The organism is Bacillus sp. Je.9.29.b, assembly GCF_051129925.1.
GTDB classification, from domain to species: domain Bacteria; phylum Bacillota; class Bacilli; order Bacillales; family Bacillaceae; genus Bacillus; species Bacillus safensis.
In genome coordinates, this window is the sequence record NZ_JBCPSO010000003.1 from 114,371 (window position 1) to 140,726 (window position 26,356).

General features: G+C 41.8%; 23 protein-coding genes. 10 read left to right on the forward strand and 13 right to left on the reverse strand.

Going from position 1 to position 26,356, the window contains the following annotated elements:
* Positions 1 to 4: 4 nt before the first annotated feature.
* A complete protein-coding gene (locus tag AAZR19_RS06795) occupies positions 5 to 556 on the reverse strand; it encodes a PadR family transcriptional regulator (RefSeq protein WP_024427585.1) in 552 nt (183 codons plus the stop codon).
* A gap of 195 nt (positions 557 to 751) precedes the next feature.
* Here AAZR19_RS06795 and AAZR19_RS06800 point away from each other — a divergent pair, with 195 nt between their 5' ends.
* The gene (locus tag AAZR19_RS06800) at positions 752 to 1,645 is read left to right on the forward strand and encodes a hypothetical protein (protein WP_087975951.1); all 894 of its coding nucleotides are present in this window, start codon (positions 752 to 754) and stop codon (positions 1,643 to 1,645) included.
* 191 nt (positions 1,646 to 1,836) lie between these two features.
* On the opposite strand, the gene AAZR19_RS06805 is transcribed toward AAZR19_RS06800, so the two are convergent.
* Positions 1,837 to 3,015, reverse strand: coding sequence for a Rap family tetratricopeptide repeat protein (locus AAZR19_RS06805; protein ID WP_041105790.1), 1,179 nt, complete (start codon positions 3,013 to 3,015; stop codon positions 1,837 to 1,839).
* Between the two features lie 410 nt (positions 3,016 to 3,425).
* Between AAZR19_RS06805 and AAZR19_RS06810 the strand changes: the two genes are divergently transcribed.
* Positions 3,426 to 3,638 (forward strand): hypothetical protein, encoded by a 213-nt coding sequence (locus AAZR19_RS06810; RefSeq protein ID WP_076840637.1) that lies wholly within the window; start codon positions 3,426 to 3,428, stop codon positions 3,636 to 3,638.
* Positions 3,639 to 3,670: 32 nt separating this feature from the next.
* Here the strand turns inward: AAZR19_RS06810 and AAZR19_RS06815 are convergent, their stop codons facing one another.
* The 4 genes from AAZR19_RS06815 to AAZR19_RS06830 all read right to left on the reverse strand — a co-directional run bounded on the left by AAZR19_RS06815 (position 3,671) and on the right by AAZR19_RS06830 (position 8,743).
* The gene (locus tag AAZR19_RS06815; protein WP_434702680.1) at positions 3,671 to 4,432 is read right to left on the reverse strand and encodes an ABC transporter ATP-binding protein; all 762 of its coding nucleotides are present in this window, start codon (positions 4,430 to 4,432) and stop codon (positions 3,671 to 3,673) included.
* 13 nt (positions 4,433 to 4,445) lie between these two features.
* The gene (locus AAZR19_RS06820) at positions 4,446 to 6,773 is read right to left on the reverse strand and encodes an FtsX-like permease family protein (RefSeq protein WP_434702682.1); all 2,328 of its coding nucleotides are present in this window, start codon (positions 6,771 to 6,773) and stop codon (positions 4,446 to 4,448) included.
* Positions 6,770 to 8,023: an MFS transporter gene (locus AAZR19_RS06825; RefSeq protein ID WP_434702684.1), complete on the reverse strand. Its 1,254-nt coding sequence runs from the start codon at positions 8,021 to 8,023 to the stop codon at positions 6,770 to 6,772. The genes AAZR19_RS06820 and AAZR19_RS06825 overlap by 4 nt, the downstream gene beginning before the upstream one ends.
* Positions 8,024 to 8,092: 69 nt before the next feature.
* Positions 8,093 to 8,743, reverse strand: a complete 651-nt coding sequence (locus AAZR19_RS06830; protein ID WP_076840576.1) for a TetR/AcrR family transcriptional regulator — start codon at positions 8,741 to 8,743, stop codon at positions 8,093 to 8,095.
* 160 nt (positions 8,744 to 8,903) lie between these two features.
* Here AAZR19_RS06830 and AAZR19_RS06835 point away from each other — a divergent pair, with 160 nt between their 5' ends.
* From AAZR19_RS06835 to AAZR19_RS06865, 7 genes are all read left to right on the forward strand, one after another.
* Positions 8,904 to 10,013, forward strand: coding sequence for a CdaR family transcriptional regulator (locus AAZR19_RS06835; RefSeq protein WP_434702686.1), 1,110 nt, complete (start codon positions 8,904 to 8,906; stop codon positions 10,011 to 10,013).
* A gap of 118 nt (positions 10,014 to 10,131) precedes the next feature.
* Positions 10,132 to 11,403: a GntP family permease gene (locus tag AAZR19_RS06840; protein ID WP_434702688.1), complete on the forward strand. Its 1,272-nt coding sequence runs from the start codon at positions 10,132 to 10,134 to the stop codon at positions 11,401 to 11,403.
* A gap of 29 nt (positions 11,404 to 11,432) precedes the next feature.
* Positions 11,433 to 12,572 carry a glycerate kinase gene (locus AAZR19_RS06845; RefSeq protein WP_434702690.1) on the forward strand — a complete coding sequence of 380 codons (1,140 nt, stop codon included), beginning with the start codon at positions 11,433 to 11,435 and terminating at the stop codon, positions 12,570 to 12,572.
* A 92-nt stretch (positions 12,573 to 12,664) separates the two neighbouring features.
* Positions 12,665 to 13,003: a zinc ribbon domain-containing protein YjdM gene (locus tag AAZR19_RS06850; RefSeq protein ID WP_076840572.1), complete on the forward strand. Its 339-nt coding sequence runs from the start codon at positions 12,665 to 12,667 to the stop codon at positions 13,001 to 13,003.
* Between the two features lie 319 nt (positions 13,004 to 13,322).
* Positions 13,323 to 14,252 (forward strand): ABC transporter ATP-binding protein, encoded by a 930-nt coding sequence (locus tag AAZR19_RS06855; protein WP_349905288.1) that lies wholly within the window; start codon positions 13,323 to 13,325, stop codon positions 14,250 to 14,252.
* A complete protein-coding gene (locus tag AAZR19_RS06860; RefSeq protein WP_034281407.1) occupies positions 14,249 to 15,199 on the forward strand; it encodes an ABC transporter permease in 951 nt (316 codons plus the stop codon). The genes AAZR19_RS06855 and AAZR19_RS06860 overlap by 4 nt, the downstream gene beginning before the upstream one ends.
* Positions 15,200 to 15,223: 24 nt before the next feature.
* Positions 15,224 to 15,652 carry a DUF4064 domain-containing protein gene (locus AAZR19_RS06865; protein ID WP_024427571.1) on the forward strand — a complete coding sequence of 143 codons (429 nt, stop codon included), beginning with the start codon at positions 15,224 to 15,226 and terminating at the stop codon, positions 15,650 to 15,652.
* A gap of 40 nt (positions 15,653 to 15,692) precedes the next feature.
* Here the strand turns inward: AAZR19_RS06865 and AAZR19_RS06870 are convergent, their stop codons facing one another.
* The 7 genes from AAZR19_RS06870 to AAZR19_RS06900 all read right to left on the reverse strand — a co-directional run bounded on the left by AAZR19_RS06870 (position 15,693) and on the right by AAZR19_RS06900 (position 25,274).
* A complete protein-coding gene (locus tag AAZR19_RS06870) occupies positions 15,693 to 17,021 on the reverse strand; it encodes a CitMHS family transporter (protein WP_056765296.1) in 1,329 nt (442 codons plus the stop codon).
* A gap of 277 nt (positions 17,022 to 17,298) precedes the next feature.
* Positions 17,299 to 19,368: a beta-galactosidase gene (locus AAZR19_RS06875; RefSeq protein WP_434702693.1), complete on the reverse strand. Its 2,070-nt coding sequence runs from the start codon at positions 19,366 to 19,368 to the stop codon at positions 17,299 to 17,301.
* 23 nt (positions 19,369 to 19,391) lie between these two features.
* The gene (locus AAZR19_RS06880) at positions 19,392 to 20,600 is read right to left on the reverse strand and encodes a glycoside hydrolase family 53 protein (RefSeq protein ID WP_432243971.1); all 1,209 of its coding nucleotides are present in this window, start codon (positions 20,598 to 20,600) and stop codon (positions 19,392 to 19,394) included.
* Positions 20,601 to 20,611: 11 nt separating this feature from the next.
* Positions 20,612 to 21,454 (reverse strand): sugar ABC transporter permease, encoded by an 843-nt coding sequence (locus AAZR19_RS06885; protein WP_434702695.1) that lies wholly within the window; start codon positions 21,452 to 21,454, stop codon positions 20,612 to 20,614.
* 1 nt (position 21,455) lies between these two features.
* Positions 21,456 to 22,694, reverse strand: coding sequence for a carbohydrate ABC transporter permease (locus AAZR19_RS06890; RefSeq protein WP_095409952.1), 1,239 nt, complete (start codon positions 22,692 to 22,694; stop codon positions 21,456 to 21,458).
* 146 nt (positions 22,695 to 22,840) lie between these two features.
* The gene (locus tag AAZR19_RS06895) at positions 22,841 to 24,106 is read right to left on the reverse strand and encodes an extracellular solute-binding protein (protein ID WP_434702697.1); all 1,266 of its coding nucleotides are present in this window, start codon (positions 24,104 to 24,106) and stop codon (positions 22,841 to 22,843) included.
* Positions 24,107 to 24,278: 172 nt separating this feature from the next.
* Complete coding sequence (locus AAZR19_RS06900; protein ID WP_044334886.1) at positions 24,279 to 25,274, reverse strand: LacI family DNA-binding transcriptional regulator; 996 nt, start codon at positions 25,272 to 25,274, stop codon at positions 24,279 to 24,281.
* A gap of 172 nt (positions 25,275 to 25,446) precedes the next feature.
* Between AAZR19_RS06900 and AAZR19_RS06905 the strand changes: the two genes are divergently transcribed.
* Positions 25,447 to 26,346 (forward strand): LysR family transcriptional regulator, encoded by a 900-nt coding sequence (locus tag AAZR19_RS06905; protein WP_226015458.1) that lies wholly within the window; start codon positions 25,447 to 25,449, stop codon positions 26,344 to 26,346.
* Positions 26,347 to 26,356 lie beyond the last annotated feature (10 nt).

Genomic DNA, 26,356 nt, shown 5'->3' on the forward strand with positions numbered 1-26,356 from the left:
TCATTTACCCTTCCTTCTTCATCGAATGGAATGTGTCCACGCACCAATCAATTCCTGCTTGAGCCACTCTTTTTCCATAATCTAAAGTAAACAGCCAATACTTCGCATCCGCTTCATCTGGATAAAGCTCTTGAATGTTTTGTTCAATTGAAACATAAGTTTCATAACGAATACGGAGCTGCCGCTCATAATCCTGTAAAAGCACCAATTTTTTCTCAAACGAAAGATACTGACCGAAGAATAACTTTAATAACACTTCATTACGCTCTGTTGGTAACTGATCGAGCGGCTGCGCCAGCCACTCTCTTAACGTATCCAGACCTTTTTCAGTCAAATGATATTCCCGCTTGTCTGAGCGGCCAGAAGCAGCAGCAGGTGAAACTTCCGCAAGCCCTTCCTCGACTATTAACCTTAAAGCTGGATAAATTTGTCCATAACTGATTTTCCAAAAATGATGCAGGCTTCTATCAATTAATTGCTTCACTTCGTACCCCGACTTACAATCTGTCGTTAAAATACCTAAAATCGCATACGTCGTATCATTGTATTTTTTCATATCAGCACACCTATCTAAAAGATATATCATTTAGATACATAATATGTGATATCCATTGGTGATACAAGAGGTTTTAGAAAAAATCCAATGAAGGAGGTGAAGAGATCGCTGATTTTGTTTATGTAGGAGATGCATCACTCATATATTGATAGAAAAAATAAAAATCCGTCAAATCAATGATCAGAGGAGGTATGTATGAATAGATCAAAAATCTGGATCGTAGCAATTTTAGCGGTACTAGTCATCGTTGCTGTCAGCTGGATAGCATACCAAGCAAATGCAAAAAAGAGTGTATTGAACAACTCTTACGCCTTTGTATATAAGACAAAGGATCAAGTGAACTGGTTCAAGGTAACGGAGAGAAAAGGGAAAGTCACAGGTTATCTGAATGAAACCATTTTGGAGGAAAACCCAAAAAGACATTTTGATCCCAACCTATTTATCAACAAATATAAATTAACTGGTAAAACTGTTGAAAACGGTTACGAGTTTCAAGTGAAGCATGAGAAAGAGACGATCACATATAAAGTTCACCTTGATGAAAAAGATCTTTCTGTGAAAAAACAAGGTGAAAAGCAAAGCATCACATATAAAGCAGTTGATCAAACAAAACTACGTGCTGTTCAAAAGGACATTCATGACCGATATGATGAATTGATGGAGGACTCTGAGAATAGATTCCATGATTATGTAAGAAACTTTATTAAGAAAGTAACAGGCGCTTATGGTTATCTGTATACAGCGGAGGATGGTTCATACCAGCTATTTCTAAAAGTAAAACGGATGTATATGCAGTCTGAATGGGCAGGTTCTTTTTTGATGAGAAAGGTCCCAGGAGATAGTGGTGAACCATATAAAGAAACGAAACATACAGCCGGTGGTGTTTCAGATGGGATAATGTTTGATTTGAGTACCTATCCTGCAATTGAAAAGGGGTTTATTCTAGGGGAAACTGATCGAGATGCAACATCAATTAAATTTCCTTTTAAAATGGCAGGCGGTACAATAGAATTTAAAGCTGTCACGAAAGAGGAATATCAAGAACAAACGGAAGCATTCAAAAAGCAGGCTGAAGAAAAGAAAAAATAGATGATGATAAACCAGATGGGTCATTTCTAATGATGAGCTTACTTATCTTGCGGTACATATACACCGCCTCATATCTTATCAGCAACTAAAATAAACGTGGAACCACTTGCCTTGATGAGGCGAGTGGTTCTTTGTATGACCAATGTTTATATTAAGTTCCGATAGGTCGTTCTGTTGTACCAGGATTTCCATCATTTAATGAATTGAAAGCCCCTGTTTGTCCTAAAACAACGATGGTCAAAGTGATGATCAATAAACTCATTTTTTTCATTAGAATTCCCCCAGTCAATGATAGGATGTTTCATGCGATCAGCTTCCTTTAAAAAGAGATAGGCTTGATGAATTGCTCCCAGCTCTTCAAAGTGTTTTGCAGCTAATGCACTTAATTCACAGACTCCTTCAGCATCCTTTAATTTTTTAAGAATGCTGATTTCATCGAAACAGGCTTGAGCTTTTTGAGCCATATCTTCAGTGAAATATAGATGGTAAAGCAAATTCATTTTTGCTGTATAGATGGGGCATTTCTCTGATTCATGTTTTTGGTTCACCAATTCGAAATAATAGAGAGCTTGTGTCCTTTCATCGATAGAAAGCAGCTCTTTCATTAACATGTACATGGAGTGATGAAAGTAACACGAAGAGAGATAGTCTTCATCACTAAGAGCCTTTTCTAGGGCATCAATACATTTTTTTGATTCGCCAGCTTCGGCGTACAAAATGCTGATATTATGATAAAGCTGTGATGTTAGAAAATGATCGTTGAGACTGTCTGCGATGTGTAATGCTTTTTTGTAGTAGTCTTCTGCCCTTATAAAGTCACCAATGTCCATATAATTAGCAGCGGCGATGACAAAGGCTGCAGCTAGTCTTCTCTCATATCCTTCATGACTTTTGAAAATATCAATAGCATTCTGAATGTAGTGTAGAGAAATCAGGCTTTGACGAAGCAGCATATATAAGTTGGCGATTTTCGTATGGAATTCTGCTACTTCTATTTCATCAGGAATGTGTTGTAGTTTTTTCTCGGCAATTTTAAACAGTCCAATGGCTGATGCATAGTCTCTTTTATATGAAGCGTAAAGGGCTTTGTATAGGTAAAAATAGTATTCAATTAAGTCGTTTGTTTTAGAGGGGCAATCTGGTTCTGTCTGTTCCTTCAGTTTTGTACCTCTTCGTTCATATAACATGAGCTTATACTTGCCTTCTAGCAATGAGTAATAGGTCAAGACCTCCTGATTCTCTTCCATTTTTTGCAGTAATTCCTTTAATTCTGTATACATTGCTTTTGCACTGTGTACATCATGCTTGCGAATTGCAATTCTCCAATCATTTAAACGATTCCCCACCTGTTCAGCAGAAATGATATCCATGGAAATTTCACCTCTTTAAGATCCTTTCACCTGTTTCATAAAAAACGATATCACAATTTTTGGTAAAATATAATCGTTTCCGTGAAGTGATTGACAAGAGGTAATAAAAGGGACCTAAGGTCATGTGATGTACGATATTGTAAGGGTGATTGCTTGTTAGCACAAATGAATAAAATCTCTTTTTGGAAGTCTAAAAAAGGAAAATATACAATGGGTTTTATGATAATGAACGAAAATATCACTCGTATATTTGGAATAAAGAAGTTTTAGCTATTTCAGAGGGAAAATGGAAGGTCGATCTAGGAAAGAAAATCATGTATGATGTTGCTAGATCATGAGATAAGAAACTGATAGATGCAGCCAAAAGTAAGTATTAAACACAAACTCAGACCTTTAGAAAGGATGTTGAAATGAAAAAAAGGTTTCAAAGTTTAAATAGACAAATCACAGTCATTTTCGCGACTCTGTTATTTGTTTTAGTGACTGTTTATATGTCAAAGAGATACTTTTATAGCAAAGAAATTGAGCTGCTGACAGAATCTTGTCAACAAGCTGGCGGCAAAATCATCTTAGAAACAAATAGTTTGTCTATGGATTACTCGTTTGAGTGCCAAAAAAACTAGAACAGGCAGTTTCCTGCCTGTTTTTACTCAAATTAAAAACCTAAATCTTGCAGCCATTGATTTAATCTCATTTCTCGTTTCTCGGCAGTTGAATGGTCATATCTTCCTAATTGTAAACTGTCTGCAATTTCTCCGTCATTCATAAACATGATTTTTTCAGAACGAAGAGCCACCTTAGGGTCATGTGTGACAAGCAGCAGTGTTGCTCCTTCAGCGTGTACTCTTGAAAAAATATTCATCACTTCCTTCGTTGTACTGGAATTAAGAGCACCTGTTGGTTCATCAGCAAAAAGTATGTCTGGTTCATTCATGAGCGCTTGGCAGATAGCGGCTCTTTGAAGTTGTCCTCCCGATACTTCTGTCAAATATCTATTTGCCAAATGATAAATTTCAAGTTTTTCCATTAAATATTGAGCTCGTTCATTCAATTCTTGTCTTGGCTTTTTCTTTGCTAAATAAGCTGCAGCAATGATGTTGTCAAATAGATTAAGATTTTTTAGTAAGTGGCTGTGCTGAAAGACAAACCCCATCTCTGTTAAGCGCAGAGCAGTTAACTGTTTGTCTGTCATTTCTGATAGTGATCGGCCTTTATATTTGATCTTTCCTGTTGAAGCTGTTTCTATGCCGCTAAGCTGATAAAGTAAGGATGTTTTCCCGCATCCAGAAGGTCCCATAATGGTCACGAATTCCCCACGCTTTATCGATAAATGAATATTCTTAAGAATCGTTTGTTTCTGTCCTTTTAATGAATCGATATGCAATGACAATCGCTTCGTTTCAATCAAGTGTTCCATGTGAAACATCTCCTTATAAAAGTGTATGCCTTGTCGTTTGACTAGAAAAAAACGCCTTCAATAACCAGGTGGTCAAAGCTAAATTGACAATAAATAGTGTAACGGGGTACACAACTGACACCCATTGCGGTGACAGCCACTGGAGGCTCGACGCCCCTAATGTTGCTCCACCTATACTCATCAAAGCAGGACCAATGGTATTGACCGCGATTGCTCCAATAAAGGCGCCAAAACACAGAACAACGATAAAACTCGTTATATATTGTGCTGTTATATCTGTTATAGAAAATCCAATTGTTCTTAGCATGTGGTTTCGGCTCGAATCTTTTGCCTTTAACATGTGCAGAAACATGAATAGCATTAAGCTAGCGGTTCCAAAGGCAGCTAATGCAGCAAAAAATGCAATGACTTTTACAATAGATGCTGTGCTGCCGATCGTTTGATGAACGTATTCTTTCATATCTGTCACTTTTGCAGGAGATACCTTTTTTTCAAATATTGTCTTTTTCTCTGCAATATTTACTCCTGGCTTTAGTTGGATTTGAATGGTTTGCCAAAGAGCTGGTTGAGGAAATGGCTGTGATATTGCTTTTGCTGTTTTGCCCCCATTGGTTACGTCCTGATAAATACCTGTCACCGTTCTTTGGATTTCATGCCCATTAGTTACGAGAGTGATTTTTTCTCCTATCTTTTTCTGAAGTGAATCTGCATTTAATACGGATAAGGCAATTTCTTCATTCTTTAAAGGCTGCCGTCCTTGTAAATAGTTGAGGGGAAATGCTGAGAGCTCACCTGTTTCTAAGTAGAGCGTATCTAATGTGTTCTCCTTTGATTTCACCTGAAGAGAAGTAGTTTTATAGATGGCTGCTGTTTGTATGCTCTGATCTTGACGAATCATTGATTCTATTTCGTTTGTATTTTTCGCTAGATGATTTCCTTGGCGTATATCCATTCGAAGGTCACTTTTACCAGAGCCAAGGTATGTGATGAAATCCGGTGATTGTAAGGTATGCCATAGCTGAATAGGCATGAGCATTAAAAATGTACAGAGTGCAATAATACAAGAAATCGTTGTGTACAACTTCTTTCGTGATATCAGATCTTTTAAACCAAGCCAAATATTGATTGGTATGAACCTGCTTTTCTTGAGGTGCATAGGTATTTTTTTCTTATGATTCGGTGAATTGATAACGCCTTGAAGTGCTTGAGCAGCTGATATTTGACCAAACTTTCTTAGGACAGCATAGCTGCAAGAGATGACGATCATTGCCGTCGCAATAGAAACAAAAAGCGGGATTAACCAATGAGCAAAAGAAGGCTGGTTCCCCATGTATCGGTGAATATTGGCCGTAAACATATCACCAAATATAAGCGTTAACACATATCCTGCTATACACCCTGCACAAGCAAGCACGGCATACTTACCAACGTATAATTGCTTGATTCTTGTTAAAGGGATCCCAAGCACCTTCAGTATGCCAATTTCACGTTCATCCTCTTCTATTGAAGCCGTCATAGCAAGATGGAGAGAGAGAAGGGCTATACTGATGAGCAGCAGACAAACAAGCAGGAGAATGGCAATGACCATTCCATCTGTCAATGCATTCAGCATACGCAGTAAAGGTAGTGTGACAGCTGGACCTTGTTGTGGCAGTTGTGATGATTGATAGATTGCTTGAAAAGTATCTGTCTGCGCGGCATCATGTAGTAAAAATTCGATTAAGTACTCTTTGTGTTGAAACACTTGATTTATTGCATCCCAATCCTCGTTATGAAGAAGAAATCTTTTTGAACTGACAAGACTGGGGTTCATTTGTGCATCTCGCAAGAACGCTTTGATGCGAAAGGTGAATTGATTAGTTCCTTTCTCAATCAGTAATGTTTCACCTATGTTGAGCTGATACTTTTGTTGAAAATAAATTGGGACAGCCACTTCACCTTTATTGATAGTGAGCTTTTCGTTTTGTTCATTTAAAAGAAAATCAAAGTTGCGATTTTGCTTCACAAATAAATGATCCATCACACCTGCTTTGGCAGGCTCATGTCCGAACCTGATGTTTGCATGTTCAATTGGTATCATTGGGACGATTTGATGGGCTTTTACCATGGATTGCTTGTTTGAAAATGCTTCAATGTCTTTTTCATTTAGGTCGCCGTCATGCATTTGGACAAAGTCTGGCGCTTTGGCAGAATGGAGCAGGTTAGAAATGGAACCATTCAGCTGTACGATCATTTGAGCTGCACTTGCTGCGAGAAATGAAGTCATCATGATGCAAATGGTTAAGCCGATTGCAATAAGGCGGTGACGGGTTAAGTCTTTCTTTATAAACGCTAATCTCATGAGGCTGATTCTCCTTCATGCTGAAGCATATTTTTTGTTAAGCAGGCTAGTGCAAACATGAAAGTACTGACGATGAGCACCGTCACATACACGGTGGCTGAAAACGTATTGAACAAAAATCCATACATCATTTGGCCAAGCGGAGCAGCACATTGAGAAACCATTGTCAGATTGGCCATCACTTTTCCCAACTGATGATTTGGTGTTTTCTTTTGAACATGTGAAATCACAACGATTGAGATCATAGTCAGCAGCATAGCAATTGGAAGGCATCCTGCTAAAAAGAGAAAATAAGCTGGATAAGTGCCAAATTGAAGAGCTGTTTTGGATGTTGAGAACGCCACAGGCAGCAAGATGACTGCGATGACAAGAAGCCAGCGATATAAAGTAGGAATGCGCCAATGCTTCGCTACAAGCCCCACTAGCAGAGCCCCTGCGATGACAGCGAATTCAATCAAGCCCATGCCTATTCCATACATGATGTCACTGCTCTTCATTGTGACCCTTAAAATGATTGGTCCCCCAACAATAAAAAATGGTGTAAGGATGAAATTTAACATTGCAGCAAGCAGCATGGCTCTGTTTAAAAATGGCTGGCTGCCAATATAAGAAAATCCTTGTTTCATATCTTTTATGAGCACTTTGCCCATAGACTCTGTCAGCGGGCTAGGGGAGAAGGAAATGTTTAACCTTAAAAGCATGCAGGCTGATAGGAAAAATACGATGGCACTTGCACCGATGATGGATTGGCTTCCAATCATTCCGTATAGAACTCCTCCGATAATAGGTGCGAGAACACCTGAAAGCGCCTGAACGCCATTGACAATGCCGTTTGCTTGTTCTAATTGCTCTTGTTTCACTAGCTGTGGAATGCTGGACATGACAGCGGGAGCATAGAACGTACTCATCACGCCAAGCAGTATCATGACAGCTCCGATCATATAGAGTGAATCGTTTCCTGAAAATAACCAAAAATAAAAGGCAAGAATCATCATGCCGGTGAGGACATCAAATAAAATCATTAAGTTCCTTCTGTTAAACCGGTCAGCGATTGCACCAGCTAACGGTGAGAGAAGGAGTGGGATATTGGATAAAGCGAAAAGTAAGGCATATAAATCAACTCGATGCGTCATATCCAGTACGTGTAAAGATAGAACAAACCGAATGAGAGAAGATCCGAAAACGGAAATAATCTGTCCGAGAACGAGGTAGATAAAGTGGGATGATCCTCTTTTGGATAACAAAGACATGAATATCACTCTCCTTTTAGACCGACCGTCAGTCTATAATGTATGCAGGATTGGTATTGAAGTGACCAATCACTGATTATTTTCATCCAGCTCTCCAGATAATCGCTTCAGCAGGAATGAAAAGCTTCCCTTTTTTGCATGCAATGAGGATTCGAGTATATCAATAAAAGCTAAAGCGCGTTGTAGACTTTCTTCGGGTGACCATTGAAACAGGCCTTCATCAAATATGACCTGTGCAGAAGCAAGAAGGAATTCAACCGTCTCTTGCGGATATTTCGTTTTAAATGTCCCTTCCTCTACACCTTGCTGAATGACATCTGCCAACACGGGTGATAGTTCTTTAATGGCTTTGATTAAGCTTTTTTGATGCATTTCTGCATTAGAAGGCTGATGAAACTGATCAATCATGCCCTGTTTATGGCTTCCTTGCTGAGGTGATTGCGCCATGATGATACGAAATAGTTTGTCAACGACTGGAAGGTCTGGCTCAGCCGCAATACGCTTTGCCACGATGATATCTTCTTTGATGATCCTGTCAATAATGGCATCCATTACTTCTTCCTTGGATGCAAAGTAGTAGTAAAAGGTGCCTTTTGCAATGCCAACGGCTTTTAATATGTCAATAATCGTTGTTTTCTGATAGCCTTTGGTTGAAAAAAGCGCTTCGGCTGCGTTTAATATGTCATTTTTACGTTCCTCAGGATGTTTAACGGTTCTCATAAAGCCATCCTTTCTTTTAACTAGACTGTCGGTCGGTTCTTGATTTGATTAAACACTTTTCAGGGTGTCTTTGTCAATGGCTCGTTTTTAAGCACTTTGCGTTTATTGTTCAAAGACACTATGATACATTGAATGAAAAAAACTTCTGGGGAGATGGCAAATGCAATTTTTGACCAGTGAATTGGCTCAAGAAATGGTTGAACGTACGATGCATATTTTACATAAAAACATCAATGTGATGAATGCAGATGGTGTCATTATTGGTTCTGGTGAACGAAACAGGATTGGCCAGAAACATGATGGTGCACGGCTTGTGCTGACAAGCGGGAACAGTGTGGAAATTGACCAGGAGACCTCTTTGCGCTTAGAAGGGGTGAAACCTGGGATTAACTTGCCTATCTGCTTCCATGAAAAAGTAGTTGGTGTGATTGGAATTACTGGTGAACCAGAGGACATTCGGCATCATGCCGAGCTGGTGAAGATGGCAGCAGAACTGGTGTTAGAGCAATCTTTTCTGCTTGAGCGGGTTCAATGGCGTCATCGAATAGAGAGTGAAATTGTCAATCAGTTGATTTCATATTCTGATGCTGGGGATCATCAGCTGAAAAATCGAGCGGCTTGGCTGGGAATGGATTTAGACAAGCGCCGAATGGCTATTGTTTTTCAGCCAGTTCCCTCCTCAGAGGATGCTGTTCATAAATTGATGCATGCGATTCAATATGATAAGAAGGCAGATGATTTACTTGGCATGACCTTTTGTCATGAATTGATTCTTTTAAGTCAGCCCATACCTGATCAAGTAAAGCAGGCGGCAGGTCATCTGCAAAAAACAATGCAAAGAGCAGTAGGAAGCCAAGTGTTAGTGGGGATAGGGACTGTCGCTGAAGACATCAGCCAGCTGCCAATTTCTTTTCAGCATGCGAGAGAAGCCCTGAGGTTAGGGAAGGCTCTTGATCCGGAGGAAAGTATGTATTTCTTTGAGTCTTATCAACTGGAAAGCTTATTCATGATGGCGGGAATTGCTGAAAAGAAAAGTCGATGGACTGACTTTTACAAGCCTTTGACACAAGAAGCAGAGCTCGCCCATACATTAAGGGTTTACATTGAAGAGGGCGGTGATTTGCAAAGAATTGTTGATCGTTTATTTATTCATCGAAATACATTGCGTTATCGTTTAGACAAAATTCAAGGATTGACCGGAAAAGACCCTCGTCATGTAAAACAGTTAATCGAGCTTTATATGGCGCAGCTAATGACTCAACTTTCTTGATTGTGCAAATGCACAATTCGGTAGAGTGGTCAGTGAAAAAAGTTCATCCAGATTCACAACACAATCCCCTTGGGTAAACGCTTACAATTGGAGAAAGATATTTTTAGGGGGATTGAGAATGGGTGGAGATGTGACGGTAAGTACTCTGGGAGCCATGGCGGCGCTTGTGATCGCGATTGTTCTCATTCTAAAAAAAGTATCACCTGCTTATGGCATGCTGGCAGGTGCATTCATAGGCGGATTGGTTGGCGGTGTAGACATTGTTCAGACCGTCAACGTTATGATGGAAGGTGCTAAGGACATGATTCCGGCAGTCCTTAGAATTATGGCCGCAGGTGTACTGGCTGGTGTTCTCATTGAATCAGGTGCAGCGTTATCTATCGCTGAGGCCATCGTGAAAAGGCTTGGTGAGACGAGGGCACTATTAGCACTCGCTCTTGCAACGATGATTTTAACAACAGTGGGCGTTTTTGTAGATGTTGCGGTTATTACGGTAGCGCCAATCGCACTTGGCATTGCCAAACGTGCAAAGCTCTCAAAAACGGGAATTCTCCTTGCTATGATTGGAGGCGGGAAGGCAGGAAATATCATGTCCCCGAATCCGAATGCTATTGCCGCTTCAGACGCTTTTGGTGTACCTCTGACTTCAATGATGGCTGCAGGTGTTATTCCAGCTGTGTTCGGGTTGGCGGTTACATATGTATTAGCTAAAAAGCTTGCAAACAAAGGGACACCCGTTCTTGAAGAGGAAACTGGGCAAAGTAAAGTTCAAATACCTTCTTTTTTTCGAGCACTGGCTGGTCCGCTGGTTACCATTTTATTGTTGGCTTTAAGACCGCTTTTTCAAATCAATATAGACCCAATGATCGCCTTACCGGTTGGAGGGATTGTAGGTGCTCTTTTCATGAGAAAAGGGAAATTTCTCAATGATTATGCGATGTCGGGTCTCCATAAAATGTCGGGTGTCGCGATTATGTTATTAGGGACAGGTACACTAGCAGGAATCGTATCGAATTCTTCCTTAAAAGATGTGTTTATTCAAGCACTGAATGCATCGGGTTTACCTCCATATTTACTTGCACCAGCTTCAGGGATATTTATGTCAGCCGCGACCGCTTCGACAACAGCAGGAACAGCGGTAGCGAGTGGTGTGTTTAGCGGAACACTGATTGGGCTTGGTGTATCTGCTCTTTCAGGGGCAGCCATGATTCATGCTGGCGCAACAGTGCTTGACCATATGCCGCACGGGAGCTTTTTCCATGCAACAGCAGGAAGTGTTCAAATGGATATTAAAGAGCGTTTGAAGCTCATGCCTTTTGAATCGTTAATCGGTTTGACGTTAACCGTTGTATCGACCATTATTTTTGGCGTTTTCCAGCTGTTTGGCTGAGGACATGATAAGAAAAGAGGGGCTTTAGGATGAAAATTGTGATCGCACCAGATTCATTTAAAGAAAGTTTGTCTGCTTATGAGACAGCATGTGCCATTGAACGAGGATTTCGTTCTATTTTGCCAAACGCAGAGTATATCAAACTGCCAATGGCAGATGGAGGAGAGGGGACCGTTCAATCGTTGGTTGATGCGACGGGTGGGCACATTGTCAATCAAGTGGTCACGGGCCCGCTTGGTGAACCCGTGGATGCTTTTTTTGGCATGTTAGGAGATGGTCAGACTGCTGTCATAGAGATGGCTGCAGCCTCTGGTTTACACCTTGTCCCGCGAGAAAAACGTAATCCGTTATGGACCACATCAAGAGGAACTGGAGAATTAATACTTGCAGCGCTGGATAAAGGAGCGAAGCATGTGATGATTGGGCTTGGCGGAAGTGCAACAAATGATGGCGGTGTTGGGATGATGCAAGGATTAGGTGCAGCTTTCCTTGATCAAACAGGACGAGACCTAGCGCCAGGAGGCGGGGCACTTCATCAATTAGCTTCAATTGAATTATCTGGGCTCGATCCAAGACTGCAATCCGTCCGTCTGGAGGCGGCTTGTGATGTGGATAATCCTTTAACAGGTGAGAGAGGAGCGTCTGCTGTCTTCGGCCCTCAAAAGGGAGCAGATGAAGAAATGGTTCAAGTGTTAGACAAGAACCTGGCTCATTTTGCACAAGTAGCTGAAAAGCAATTCAATGTATCCTTTGGAAAAGCAGCAGGGGCAGGAGCGGCAGGAGGACTTGGTGCGAGTTTATTAGGCTTTTTACAAGCCGATTTGCAAAGAGGAATCGATATTGTGCTGAAGGCTGTTCATTTTGATGACGTCATCAAGGAGGCAGACCTTGTCATTACGGGAGAAGGCCGAATTGACCGTCAGACCATTTATGGAAAAACGCCCATAGGCGTAGCCAAAGCAGCAAAGAAGTATCATTTGCCCGTGATTGGCATCGCAGGCTCTCTAGCAAAAGATAGTGCAGTCGTACACGATCATGGAATTGATGCACTGTTTAGTATCGTTCCAGGTATTACCTCTCTTTCTGAGGCGATACAAGATGCGAATCTTCATGTAGAGAGAACGGCTCGGAATATCGCGGCTGCGTTAGAAATTGGAAGAAAGAAGTAAACGATGAAAAATGTTTCCTTTTCTATCACATTCCTTCTATAGAAATGTGGTAAAATCAATATAAATGATGTAGAAAGTTGGAGGAAACAAAAATGTCTAATCTACCGAATTGTCCTTCGTGCAGCTCACCTTATACATACGAGGACGGCAGTTTGCTGATTTGCCCTGAATGTGCGCATGAATGGTCATTTGAACAAGAACAAGCGTCAGAGGAACAGCTTGTTGTCAAAGATGCGAATGGGAACCTGTTAAGTGATGGGGACACGGTCTCTGTCATTAAAGACCTAAAAGTAAAAGGTTCTTCATCCGTTTTAAAAATAGGAACGAAGGTCAAAGGCATTCGTTTAGTTGAAGGCGACCATAACATTGATTGTAAAATTCCTAGCTTCGGCGCAATGAAATTAAAATCAGAGTTTGTGAAAAAGATATAATGTATGAAAAGAGGCTGTAAGAGGCCTCTTTTCTTTATTTATAGGTGAAAGGAATAATCTCAAACAAAATTCCATACATATATACCTGTTGAAAAAGGTTCATTTTTTAAAAAATCAAGCCTCTTTTCACATAAAAATCCGCAGTTTTCTTAACTCTACCTTAAAAAAGGCAGATGATTCTCTAAATTTCGGCTAATCCCCTTCACAACTTTTGGGCATTGCTGTACCATATGGAAGTGTTCTTCTATTTTTGACGGATCATGGAGTTTATCAGGAAATAGAATGATAGATGATACTTAGACACAGAAGGAGAGGTAACGTGACGAACGTTTTAGAACTGCATAATGTATCTAGGCATATTCACGGGAAAAAGATTGTTCAAGACTTGAGCTTTTCTGTCCAAGCGGGCGAAGTCTTTGGCTTCTTAGGACCAAATGGTGCAGGGAAAACAACAACCATTCGTATGATGGTCGGTCTTTCTCCCATTACATCTGGTGACATTCTGATTAATGGCCATAGTATTCAAACCTCCTATCAGCATGCTATCCAACATGTCGGTGCGATTATTGAAAATCCAGAAATGTATAATCATTTAACGGCAAGACAAAATCTTGTTCACTTTGCCAGAATGAATGGGAAAGTGGATGAAGCGCGAATTGATGAGCTGTTAGAGCTAGTCAGCTTACAGCATGTGAAACATAAACGTGTGCGTACATTTTCATTAGGGATGAAACAGCGATTGGGCATTGCGCAGGCACTCATACATAGACCGAAACTGCTAATCTTAGATGAGCCGACCAATGGACTTGATCCTGAGGGAATTCGAATGATACGAGATTACTTGAGAAGGCTTGCGAAGGAAGAAGGGCTGGCTGTAATTGTTTCAAGTCACCTCATGTCAGAGATGGAATTGATGTGTGATCGCTTTGCAATTATCCAAACAGGAAAGCTGATTGCGATTGAGGATCAGCGTGCTGAGACGAAGCAGGATGATTTGGTTAATTATCGAATGAAGGTGGCAGCAGGGGAGCTTGAAGAAGCACAGAAGCTCATTGATGCATTTGAGGAAGGCGTCACTGTAAGAGAAGAGGAGCAGTACTTATTTTTCTCTATGCCAGAACAAAAAATGCCAGAATTAATCCGTCATTTGAGCAGCGCGTCTATTCATTTGTACGAAATCAAAATTGAAAAACAAACCTTAGAAGATAAGTTCTTAAGCTTAACAGGTAAAAAGGAGGCAGACGTATGATTCGCCTCATTCAAAACGAGTGGATGAAAATCAGTTATCGTGTTGGAACTTGGATTATGGTTGGGCTTCTTGTATTAGGTATGGTTGCCACGCTGATCTTTGTAGTGAAAACAAATGACAAAGATCAAGCTTCAGGTGATTGGAAAACCCAGCTAGAAATGATGAATAAGGAAAACAAGAAGGAGCTCAAAGAGACAGAGAATGGTTTCTTTAAAAGAGAGCTTGAAAAAGAGATCACTATTAATGATTATCGAATCAAGCATAACTTGCCGCCGGCTGATCAGTTTAGCGACAGTGTATGGGACTATGTGAAAACAAACGCCAATTTACTTCAACTAGTCGGTGTGTTTGTGATCATTATTGCTTCCACCATTGTATCGGCTGAATACAAGCATGGTACAATTAAATTATTATTGATTCGTCCACCATCAAGGCTAAAGATCCTAATATCTAAATATATTACGGTGCAGCTGTATGCTCTTTTACTTGTTGTGGTGCTATTTATCTTGTCATTCATATTGGGTGCTATTTTCTTTGGACTTAACACTGATTATGTGAATTTGGTGTATCAAAATGGTGAAGTGATTGAACGTTCACAGTTTGCCAATATGGTCTATTATTATCTCGCTCATTGTGCAATGTTTGTCGTTTTGGGAACCCTTTCGTTCGCCATTTCTACAGTGTTTAGAAGTGAGGCTATCTCCATTGCCATTAGTGTGTTAGCGTATATTGTGGGTGGATCAGTCACAGGTATTTTAATGCTCTTCTTTGATTGGTCAAAATATCTGTTATTTGCAAACGATCCATCCCAATACTTTATGGAACAGGTTACTGTTATCGAAGGTATGTCCCTAGGATTCTCACTAACCGTCCTAGTCATCTATTGGGCTATTTTCTTAGCTATTGCCTTAATCGTCTTCCAAAAGCGAGAAGTGAAAACAGGTTAATTTAACTTTTTAGGAGGTTTACACATGATTAAACGTAAAGGTGAAAAAATTATGGGGATTATTAGTATTGTCCTCAATGCCATTGGTGTTGGCTTTGGGGCATTAATCCTTTCTGTGGGTCCATCTTTTTATGATGAAATCAATGAAGTGTTAAAAGAGGAAGGGGAAACATTGCCGATTGAAACGCTTCAGGCTTCGGTTCATGCATTTGGTACTCAGTTCATGGTCGTTTCCGCAATTGCGGCAGTGCTGTCGATTGTAGGTGTGATTTTCTTGAAAACCGACCGTCGTGCCGTGCTTTCAGGTATTCTTTTCTTGGTTTCTGCTGTGACTCTTTTAATTGGAACAGTTGGCCTTGCATTCGCTCCAATGGTTCTATTGTTTATCATTGGATTAATGTCTCTTATTAGAAAGCCGAATTCAGATATTCACACAAGTGAATATCCTTCATAATGAAAAAAGACATGCGTCGCTGTGCGCATGTCTTTTTTATTTAAATAATGCCTATCAGTTTGGCAACGATCAATAAAACAATACTGAATCCCCACATCCAGAAGAAAGAGTAGCGAATATGTTTCCCCATATCGACTCCTGCAAGACCGATCGCAAGCCAAACGGCTGGAGCGAGAGGACTGACAAAGGTTCCTATGATGTTTCCGATCATCATGGCATACGCCGCAGAAGTGCCCGTCACGCCGACCTCAGATGTGATTGATTCGACAATTGGCAGAAGGGCGTAATAATAAGCGTCTGTACTTGTCAGCATATCCAGTGGTACCCCAAACATCCCGACAATGATATGTAAAAATGGAAGCAGGAAAGCAGGTAGAATCTGAATGCTGTCCACAGCGATAGCTTTTAGCATTCCCGTTCCTTCGAGAATTCCTAGAAACGAACCTGCGGAGAAAATAACGGCGGCCATCATGAGTGCACTAGGTGCATGCGCCTTGATTCTCTCCATTTGAACATCCACTTTCGGATAGTTAATTAATAGTGCGAGAGAAAGACCAATCATAAACATATAACTAGCCGGAATCACGTTGAGCACAAGAAGGACAACAACAGCTATAAACAGAATGAAATTCACCCAAATCAAGTGATAGCGTTTTAAAGCGGCATCACCTGTCTCGCTAATGGATTGAATAGCCCGGTCCCAATCTGCGCCTTCTAATTGAACAGCAGCGATTTCATTTGCGGCGATTTTGACCCGAATGCGTTTTTCTTCTCTTTTTCCTAAAATAAATGCCATTCCTAATACGAGAACGACCCCAATGAGCTGAATGGGAATGAGCGGTACCCAAAGTTCAGATGGGTCCATATTAAGGACACTTGCTGCCCGTCCTGTGGGGCCAGCCCACGGCACCATATTCGTTAAGCCAGCACTTGTCCCGATCAATAACAGCAATAAGTACGGACTCATATGTAATTTTTTGTAAAGTGGAAGTAGTGCAGGTACAGTTAATAAAAATGTAGTCGCTCCTGCTCCGTCTAAATGAGCGATGACTCCTATTAGAGCTGTCCCCATCGCAACCGTGACAACATTTCCCTTTGTCAGTTTAATCAGCGTTTTTATTACAGGTTCAAAGAACCCTGTATCTTGTAAAATGCCAAAAAATAAAATGGCGAAGATAAACATGGTCGCCACCGGCAGTACTTTAATAATCCCTTCTTCAAAGAATGATTGAATGTCATTAATCCCAAAGCCTGCGATGAATGCCCCAATTAAAGGCACCATGACCATGGCAACAATTGGACTTGCTTTCCCCCAAATCAGTAACACAACAATCGTTAAAATAATCATCAATCCAACAAACGTTAACATAAGCCCCTCCCCTACAAATAAACCGTTTACATTTGTCTGTACTTTTCATCCAATGCATTCCCACAGGTGCATTGAAAAAAAGGGTATCAAATTTATGAGTATTAAGCAACCGCTTTCATACCTATACAATGGTAAAAAAGGATGGAGAGACCAGTCGTGTCGCGGCATCAAATATTGTAAAAAAATTTAGATAAAAATAACGATTAAAGTTCATAATAATTAATATGGGTATTTAGACTCATTAAATTAAAAAGCGCCCAATAAATGGACGCTTCTTTCAACGATTTCTCAAGATGACATACTCGTAAGGGTCAAGTTGAAGCTGCTCAGGCACTTGCTGTCCAGTCAGCATATTCTCATAGCTTGCCTCTGAATCTAGTGACATGTTCTGCTGCTCTTCTGTGAAATTCATCAAAAACACATAGTCCTGCGTACCGTCTGTTCGTTTTTGTACACTGACTCCTTCTGGAATTGCAGTGGATAGGACGGGCTGTATGCCAATACCTGCGATAAGGTCTTCGTAAAATTCATCATAGAAACCCTGCTCATTTTCTGAGGCCATATAGTATGCTTTCCCTTTTTCTAATGAACGGACAGTCAGGGCCGGCTGTCCTTCGTAGCAGCCATTCTCAAAATGCCCTAACACAGAGGCCGTTTCAGGATGTATAGATTCGCAATATTGTCCGACATGATAGGTGCGTCCATTCCCTGTGGTCATTAACACATGTTCATCTGGCATTAATGTGTTGATTTCCTCTGCCCAAATGCCAAGTACATGGCGGAGAGGACCAGGGAAACCGCCGAGGAAACAGAGATCATTTTCGTCGACTATGCCGCTCCAGTATGTGGCGATAAAAATGCCGCCCGCTTTGACAAAGGCTTCAATTTTTTCTGCAACGCCTGGTTTGATCATGTAGAGCATTGGCCCAATGAGCACACGATAGGATGAGAAATCCTTTTCCATCCCGACAATGTCAACAGGGATGCCTTTTTTCCAAAAGCTTCGATAGTGAGTTTGACAAGCCTCTACATAGCGTTTGTTTGTGTTATTTAAGCCTTGCGCATCATCAATGGCCCAGTGATTTTCCCAATCGTAAATGATGGCGACCTCTGGCTGAACGGATGTGCCCGCAATTGGCTGCAGCTGCTCCAGTTGTTTCCCTAGATCAGCCACTTCTTGGAACACGCGCGTATGTTCATGACCAGAATGATCGACAACGGCACCGTGGAATTTCTCAGAGGCGCCTCGGCCTTGCCGCCACTGGAAATAAAGCACGGAGTCTGATCCGTGGGCAACTGCCTGCATGGCAGAAAGGTGTGCCATGCCTTTATGTTTGACCTTGTTCACTTCATGCCAGTTCACAAGGCTCGGCGTACTCTCCATGACGAGAAACGGCTGTCCGTCCTTTAAGGAACGATACAAATCATGTACAAAGGCAACGTTTGATGCTAATTCGGCCGTTGTTTCTCTGCCGCTATGCCAAGCTGGATAGCTATCCCATGAGATCACATCGACCTCTTTTGCAAATTGATGATAATCCAGACCAAGGAATGGACGCATATGCGGGTAGTCGCCCATAAAGTTCGTGGTGACTGGGATATGAGGTGTTAATTCCCGCAGCGGCTCAATTTCATTTTGATAAAAATTGATCGTTTGTGCTGTGACAAAGCGTTTCCAATCCAGGTTCATGCCGTGAATCATGTGCTCCCCGTGCGGTGCAGGTGACTCGATTTGTGACCAATCGCTATACGTGTGGCTCCAAAATCCCGTCCACCATGCTTGATTCAAAGCCTCAAGATCGTGGTTGTATTTGTTCTTCAAATAGTCTCGAAATGCTTCCTGGCACAGGTCGCAATGACACTCGCCGCCGTACTCATTCGAAATGTGCCACATGATCAGTGCTGGATGATCCTTGTAGCGTTCCGCAAGCAGCCGGTTGAGTGTATTCGTTTTTTCTCGATAAACCGGAGAGGTGAAGCAATGATTATGGCGCAGTCCATGTAAGTTACGCTGACGATTCGCTTCGACGCGTAAAACCTCAGGATAAGCTTGTGACAGCCAAGCAGGTCTTGCTCCGCTTGGCGTTGCGAGAATGGCGTGTGCCCCCTGCGCTGCCAAGCGGTCCATGATGTCATCCAGCCATGCAAAGTCATACTGACCTTCTGCTGGCTCTAGCTTACTCCATGCGAAAATGTTGATGGAGAATGTTTGACAGTGTGCAAGCTTCATTAATCGAAAATCTTCGTCTATGATCTCTGGCATATGGAGCCATTGATCTGGATTGTAATCGCCACCATGCAAAAAGCCTTTCACATTTGGGTGAACGAGTGGGTAACGCTTTCCCATTTTGTCACGTCCTATCCTTTTAGTTACGGTGTCATTTGTTTAAATACATCAAGAGATGGCAGTGCTTTTCCGTTGAAATCAAACATCGCTTGATTTTCCCACGCATTTCCGACAGTCCCGGTTGTTTGGATATAAGCGAGCCCGTATTGACTAGACCACGGAGCACCTTTCGCTGGAATCCAAAGCGGCTCCCAATAAAAGAACCCCTTCCCGCGGTTGTTGTTTACTTGTGAAATCTTTTCCGATAGATCTCGTATAAAAGATGCCTGGCCTTGAGGTGAGGCTGGATAGCCGGCTGTATTCACAGAGTCTTGGTTAAATGAGTTATCTAGGTTGTCACCGTTTGCTGTCGTAAAGCCGTAAGCAGTTTCTACCACGATGACGTCTTTATTATAGCGGGCACTAATATCATTCATATTGGATGTAAGACCGCTAAAGCCGCCGTCCCAATACGGGTAATAAGATAAACCGATCGTATCGAAGGAGACGCCTCGTTTTGTGATTTCATCAAACCACCAGCGGGATGCACCATTGTCTCCGCCATGTGCAAGGTGAAGCATGATTTTGATGTTTGAATCGACAGAGCGGACAGCATTTGTGCCAGCTTTTAGCAGAGCAGCGAGCCGGTCAAATTCACCACCGCCTTCACCCCAGCTTTTTCCGTTGGGCCATAGCATGCCTGAGTTTAACTCATTCCCGACTTGAACCATGTTCGGCAAGGCATTTTGCGCTCTCATCGCTTTGAGCACATCGCCTGTGTAAGTGCCGACCGCTTTTTCTAAATCGCTTTGTGAGAGGGAAGCCCACGCTTTCGGTTTGAATTGTTTACCAGGGTCAGTCCAGAAATCACTGTAGTGAAAATCAAGCAGCACTTTCATGTTTTGTGCTTTTGCACGTTTCGATAAAGCGATGGCTGTATTGAGATCATTTGTGCCGCCGTTATAGGCACGGCCTTGATTGTCATATGGATGGTTCCACAGTCTGATACGCACATAGTTGACGCCTTTATCCTTTAATAGCTTGAGCGGATCAACCTGCTGTCCGTTCTGGTTGTAGTATTTGCCGCCGCTTCGCTCCACTTCTGCAAGCATGGAAATATCGGCTCCTTTGATGAAATCACCTTGCAATCCATTGATCGGTTTCACCGAAATCGTATCAGCCTTTGCTTCAGGCAGAATACCTAACCCCATTAGAAAGAAAACGACAACAGTGACAAGCAACCATTTCTTCATCAAATCTCCCCTTATCCTTTTGTCCCGCCTTGTGTGAGGCCGGATACAAATTGTTTTTGTAAAACAAGAAACAATAGAGCAACTGGAATCGCAATGAGTAAAGCCCCGGCTGCAAAGGTCGTGTAGCTGGCACCCATTTTGTCTGACACAAGATTGTACAGACCGATTGGGAGCGTATACATTTCGGGTGAGCGGACAATGACACTGGAAATGATGAAATCACCCAGTGGACCTGTAAATGAGTTGATTGCGACAACAGCTAAGATGGGCTTGGCGAGCGGCATAATAATTTGGATGAAAATCCGGAAATGCCCTGCGCCATCCATTCTGGCTGATTCATCGAGATCCTTTGGAATCGCATCAAGATAGCCTTTCATTAAATACGTATTCATCGGAATTTGTCCGCCTGCATAAATCAAAATCAATGCAAGGTGGCTGTTAATGAGTCCAAGCATTTGAGCAAGAACAAAAATCGCGATCAGTGCTGAAAATTGAGGAATCATTTGCAGCAGCAAAAAGAGCATCAGCCCATTTTTCCGTCCTTTGAAGCGGAATCTGGAAAAGGCATAGCCTGTAAAACTGACAAGAACCAGCGTTAAAACCATTGTGGCAATACTGATCTTCATTGAGTTCCAATACCATTTTGCATAAAGTGCCCCCTGCCCAAAGAACAGCTCGGTGAAGTGGCTGAACGTTGGATTCTTCGGAAACATGCTTGTACTCATGAGGCTGTTCCCAGGGTTAAAAGAAGCACCGATCGTCCAAAGCAGTGGATATAGAATACAAATGGAGGCAATGAAAAGGATAAAATAAGTGAGGCTCAGGCGAATGAGCTTGTTTTGTTTTGATCCCATATCACATCATGTCCTCCTCTTTGAATGAATTCGTTCTCTTAAACTGCCAGAGTGCAATGGCGATGACAAAGATCGAAAGTAAGATCGTGACAGCGGCAGCGAGTGCATATTGAGAAGACTGCATCGTGAGTTTGTAAATCCAAGAAACCAAGATGTCCGTTCCCCCAGCAGTTGAGCCAGCGACAGGCGGTCCTCCGCCATTAAATAAGTAGATGATATTAAAGTTGTTAAAGTTAAACGTATATTGCGTGATTAATATAGGCGCAATGGAATAAAGGACAAGCGGTAACGTGATGGACCGGAATTTCTGAAAGAAGTTTGCCCCATCAATGGTCGCAGCTTCGTATAGATCCTCTGGAATTGCTTGCAAAACACCGGTTGTCATAATGAAAACAAAAGGAAATCCAAGCCAAGTCTGCATCGCAATGAGGGCAATTTTGCTCCAAAATGGATCTGTCAGCCATGGTTTTGGATCAATTCCAATCGATGCAAAAAGTGTGTTGTTAATGGCTCCAAATGTATCGTTGAACAGTCCGGCAAACACCAAAATGGTCACAAAACCTGGAACAGCCCAAGGAAGAATCAAAATCGTTCTAAAAAACCGTTTGCCTTTTAAATCCTTCTGATTGAGCAGAACCGCTAGAAAGATGCCGATGGCACATTGAAGGGTCGAAGCAGCCAACGTCCATACAACGGTCCAGCCAAGTACATCAATGAAAGTGTCTCTCCAAATATCAATTGAAAAGATATTTTGAAAGTTCTTGATCCCTACCCAATCGATCAGATTGGCAGGAGGCGAGTGGTATAAATCGTAGTTCGTAAAGGCAAGCGCAAAGCTGAACATAATAGGAAAGACAACAGAAAAAAGAAGTAAAAAGAAAGCAGGAGTGCTCATTAAGTAAGGAAAGCCTTGGTCGATCAGCTGATGATATTGAGCTCGGATGGAATGGAGCGGAACTCCTTGATCACGTTTCTTTCCGTTCATAAAAGCATCACGCATCATGAGTACGTAAAAGCCGATACCAAAACCAGCTGTTAACAGCGCAATAATCCCTTTTGCCAAAAGAAAAACAGAGTTGTCACGAGGCAGCATCGTACCAAGTGTGAACAGCCCCCAGAAGCCAATATTGAATAAATCATAAAATACGATGAAAAAAGAAACACCGAACAGGAAAAAAAGTGCCCCTTTGCCGTACTGCTTGTTGTAAATCTGCCCCATCCCGGGTATTAAGGAGAACATTAGCGCCCGTCTCCGGTGTGTCTTTGATTCCACTATGTGTGTGCGGTCTAGTTCAAGGTTACCCGTCACGTCTAACACCTACTTCATATGAAATTAGCTCAAATACGGGCAGCTTGATAGACTTAAAGGCTACCCGTGTTTGATGATTATTTAGAATGGTTTGCTTTAATTTGAGAGTCGATTTGATTGACGGCATCATCAAATGCCTTTTTCACATCTGTCCGGCCTGTTGCAATGAGACCTAATGCGCTGTCAATCGGCTTCCATACCTCTGCCATTTCAGGGGTATTCGGTGTCAGCGTGGCATATTTTGTTTGTTTTGAAACAGCATCCGCATTTGCGTTTTTAGTAATGATTGGATCTTTCATCAGCTTTTTCACTGGTGGAATTTCCTCTGTCACTTCGAATCGCTTCTTCGAATTTTTTTCATTCGTGATAAACTCAACAAATTTCTCAGCAAGGTCTTTATTTTTAGAATAAGAGGAGACGTTGTAGCTCTTTACACCTAAGAATGAGCTCATATGCTTTCCATTAGGGAGTGTTGGCAGCTCTGTTACGCCATAGTCAATTCCAGCTTCTTTATATGGACCAAATGACCATGGCCCAGAAATGACAGCTGCCGCCTTTTTCTCTGTGAATAAGGAGTTGAGGACATTGATTCCTTGTTCACCAATGATGCCTTTAGGGAAAAGTCCTTCGCTAAAGAATGTTTGAATGTATTTTCCGCCTTCAACCGCGCCATCGTTGTTCAGTCCAATATCATTCACATCATAGGAGCCATCGCTTTTCTGTTTGAAAATATAGCCCCCTGATCCTCCTAATACACTTTGGGCATAGTAAATTTCATCCCATTTCGCAACAAAACCGTATTTCCCGTCTTTTGTCAGCTTTTTCGAAAGGTCATACCAGCCATCAAGTGTAGTCGGTGCCTTTTTGACAAGGTCTTTGTTATAGAAAAGCACTGTCGTTTCAACGGATTTAGGAAGGCCATACAGCTTGCCGTCTACCGTTTGTGATTGAATGGATTCGTCTGTAAAGGAATTGATCACTTTTTGATCAGGCTTGATTTCCTGTAACAGTCCCTCAGTGACAGCTGATCCAATTTGATCGTGAGGCATCGTGATGACGTCTGGGCCTGTCCCGGCTGCTCCATCAAGGCGGAGAGCTTCGATTTGGTCGGCATACGCTTTTTCGACCACTTTGATTTTCACATCGTTTTGTTTTTCAAATTCTTTTACAGCGTCTTGAATCCCATCAGACTTTTTGACATCCTCCCATACTAGCAAGGTCTTTGTACCTGTAGATGCTGGCTGTGTCCCGCTTGAATTGTCATCTCCTGGCCCGCATGCTGAAAGCAGAAGCACAGCAGTACCAACGACTGCTGATAATGTCGCCCATTTTCCCTTTTTCATTGGTAATCCCCTCTCGTTCTTTTTTCACAGATGATAAGAAAACGCTTTCTTAATGTGAGAATATCAACTTAAGTAAAAAAAGTAAACATATTTTATTAAATTTATTAAGTAAAATTTTTTACTCGTATAGAGAGAAAAGAAGCCCTCCACTTTGGCAGGACTTCCAGTTTGTTTATATGGTGCTTTTCCGAAAGACAGGCTCTGAGGCAATCAGCACAGTTTTAGGCAATGTTCTGCCGTCCACAAGTCTTTCTAAAAGTAAATCGATCGCTGTCTCACAAAGTAATGACGTATGGATATGATACGTGGTGAGCGGCGGCGACACATATTGAGACACATGAATATCGTTGATACTAAAGACGCTGACGCGGTTCGGCAGAGAAAATCCTCGCTCATTTAATGCTTGTAAGCAGCCGATGGCAAGAGGGTCACTAGCGACACAAAAAGCGGTGGGCAGATCATCACCAAGCTCGTCGATCGCCTTCATCATCAGCGAATAGCCTTCATCTACTGAGAAATGGTGGCCGATATAGACCAATCGCTCATCAAGCATATGGCGGGCCAGCATGTATTCACGGAAAGTCGTTTCACGAATATCTGGAATGTGCACGTTCGTATTGAGATCAAGGTCTGTACCGCCAATGAATCCAATGGATTGGTGCTCTTTTTCGATAAAGGAATCGATGATCTTTTCAACAATTCGTTTCAGGTTCGGTTTTACAGAATCAAAACGGTCTTCATCAGGCGTTGTATCAATAAAGACAATATGCGGAGTGATCGCATATAATTGGTCAAGCTCTGACGTTTTAAAGCGGCCGATGGCGATGATTCCTTCTGTAGCAGAATCAATGGAATGTAGCCCATCAGACGGATTGTAAGCGGTGACATTTAAGCTCCGAGTATTGGTGAGTTCCTCAATACCGAGTCGAATGGATTTAAAATAAATATCTTCAAGCTCTTCCTTTTCGGTCATCCAATAGAGAAAGGCGATTTTTTTTAATGAATGTTTGAATGTCTTCTTTTGGTAGGACAAAGCTTCTGCGGCGGCATATACTTTTTCGCGTGTTTGATCGGTGACAGATAGGTTGGGATCTTGGTTCAGTACGCGAGATACCGTTGCAATGGATAAGCCTGCTTTTTCTGCAATGTCCTTTATTTTAGCTGCCAAATCAGCACCTCCTATAGAAAATATCTCCTCTTAGTATAGAGTCTTTAAAAAAATTAGTAAATATTTTTATTAAATTGTTTTCGTTTAGGCGGTTCTTTACGTGCTGGAAAGGAATTAGTAAGATATATATAGGTAAGGTGTTGGATTAAGATTTCTGATAGGAGAGGGACCGATGTATTACGATGCACTGAAGACATTTGTGACAGTGGTGGAGGAGAAGAACTTTACAAAAGCAGCCCAAAAGCTGCGGATTTCTCAGCCAAGTGTCAGTCTTCATATTAAGAACTTGGAGCAGGAATTCCAGACCGTTCTGCTGAATCGTTCACCAAAGCAATTAACCGTTACACCAACTGGGGATATGCTGTACCATCGATCAAAACAAATCATTCGTCTCTATGAACAGGCGAAGCAGGACATTTATGAGCATCATCACCTGGCAAGAGGAAAGCTGACCATCGGGGCGAGCTTCACAATTGGTGAGTATGTGCTGCCGCAAATATTGGCGGAGTTTCATCAGCTCTATCCGCATGTTGATATTGAGGTGGTCATTGATAATACAGAGGCAATCGCCAGACATGTCCGTTTATTCCATGTCGACATCGGGTTGATCGAGGGACAGACCAATGACAGGGAGCTTTCTGTAGAAACTTTTCTAGAGGACGAACTTTATATTGTGGCGCCATTAGATCATCCTTTTGCCAAGAAAAAAGATGTCACCATTGATCAATTACAAAACGAAACATGGATTACGAGAGAAGAGGGATCAGGGACAGGAGAATATTTACAGCATGTCCTAAAATCAAATGGACTGAAAGCACGAACCTTTGTAACCTTTAGCAGCAATCAAGCGATTAAAGAAGCTGTGATCCATGGAATGGGTCTTTCTGTTTTATCTAAATATGTCCTCCAGCGAGGCAGCATTGGCGGTGAATTGGCTGTTATTTCTGTGAGAGGCATGGATTTCAAACGAAAGTTCTCCTATGTCGAGTCACCGATGACCGGGGGAAATAAAAATAAGGAATTGCTCGTTGAATTGTTAAGGAAAGAGAAAGAAGAAGCTTCTCCTCAGTAGGAGAAGCTTC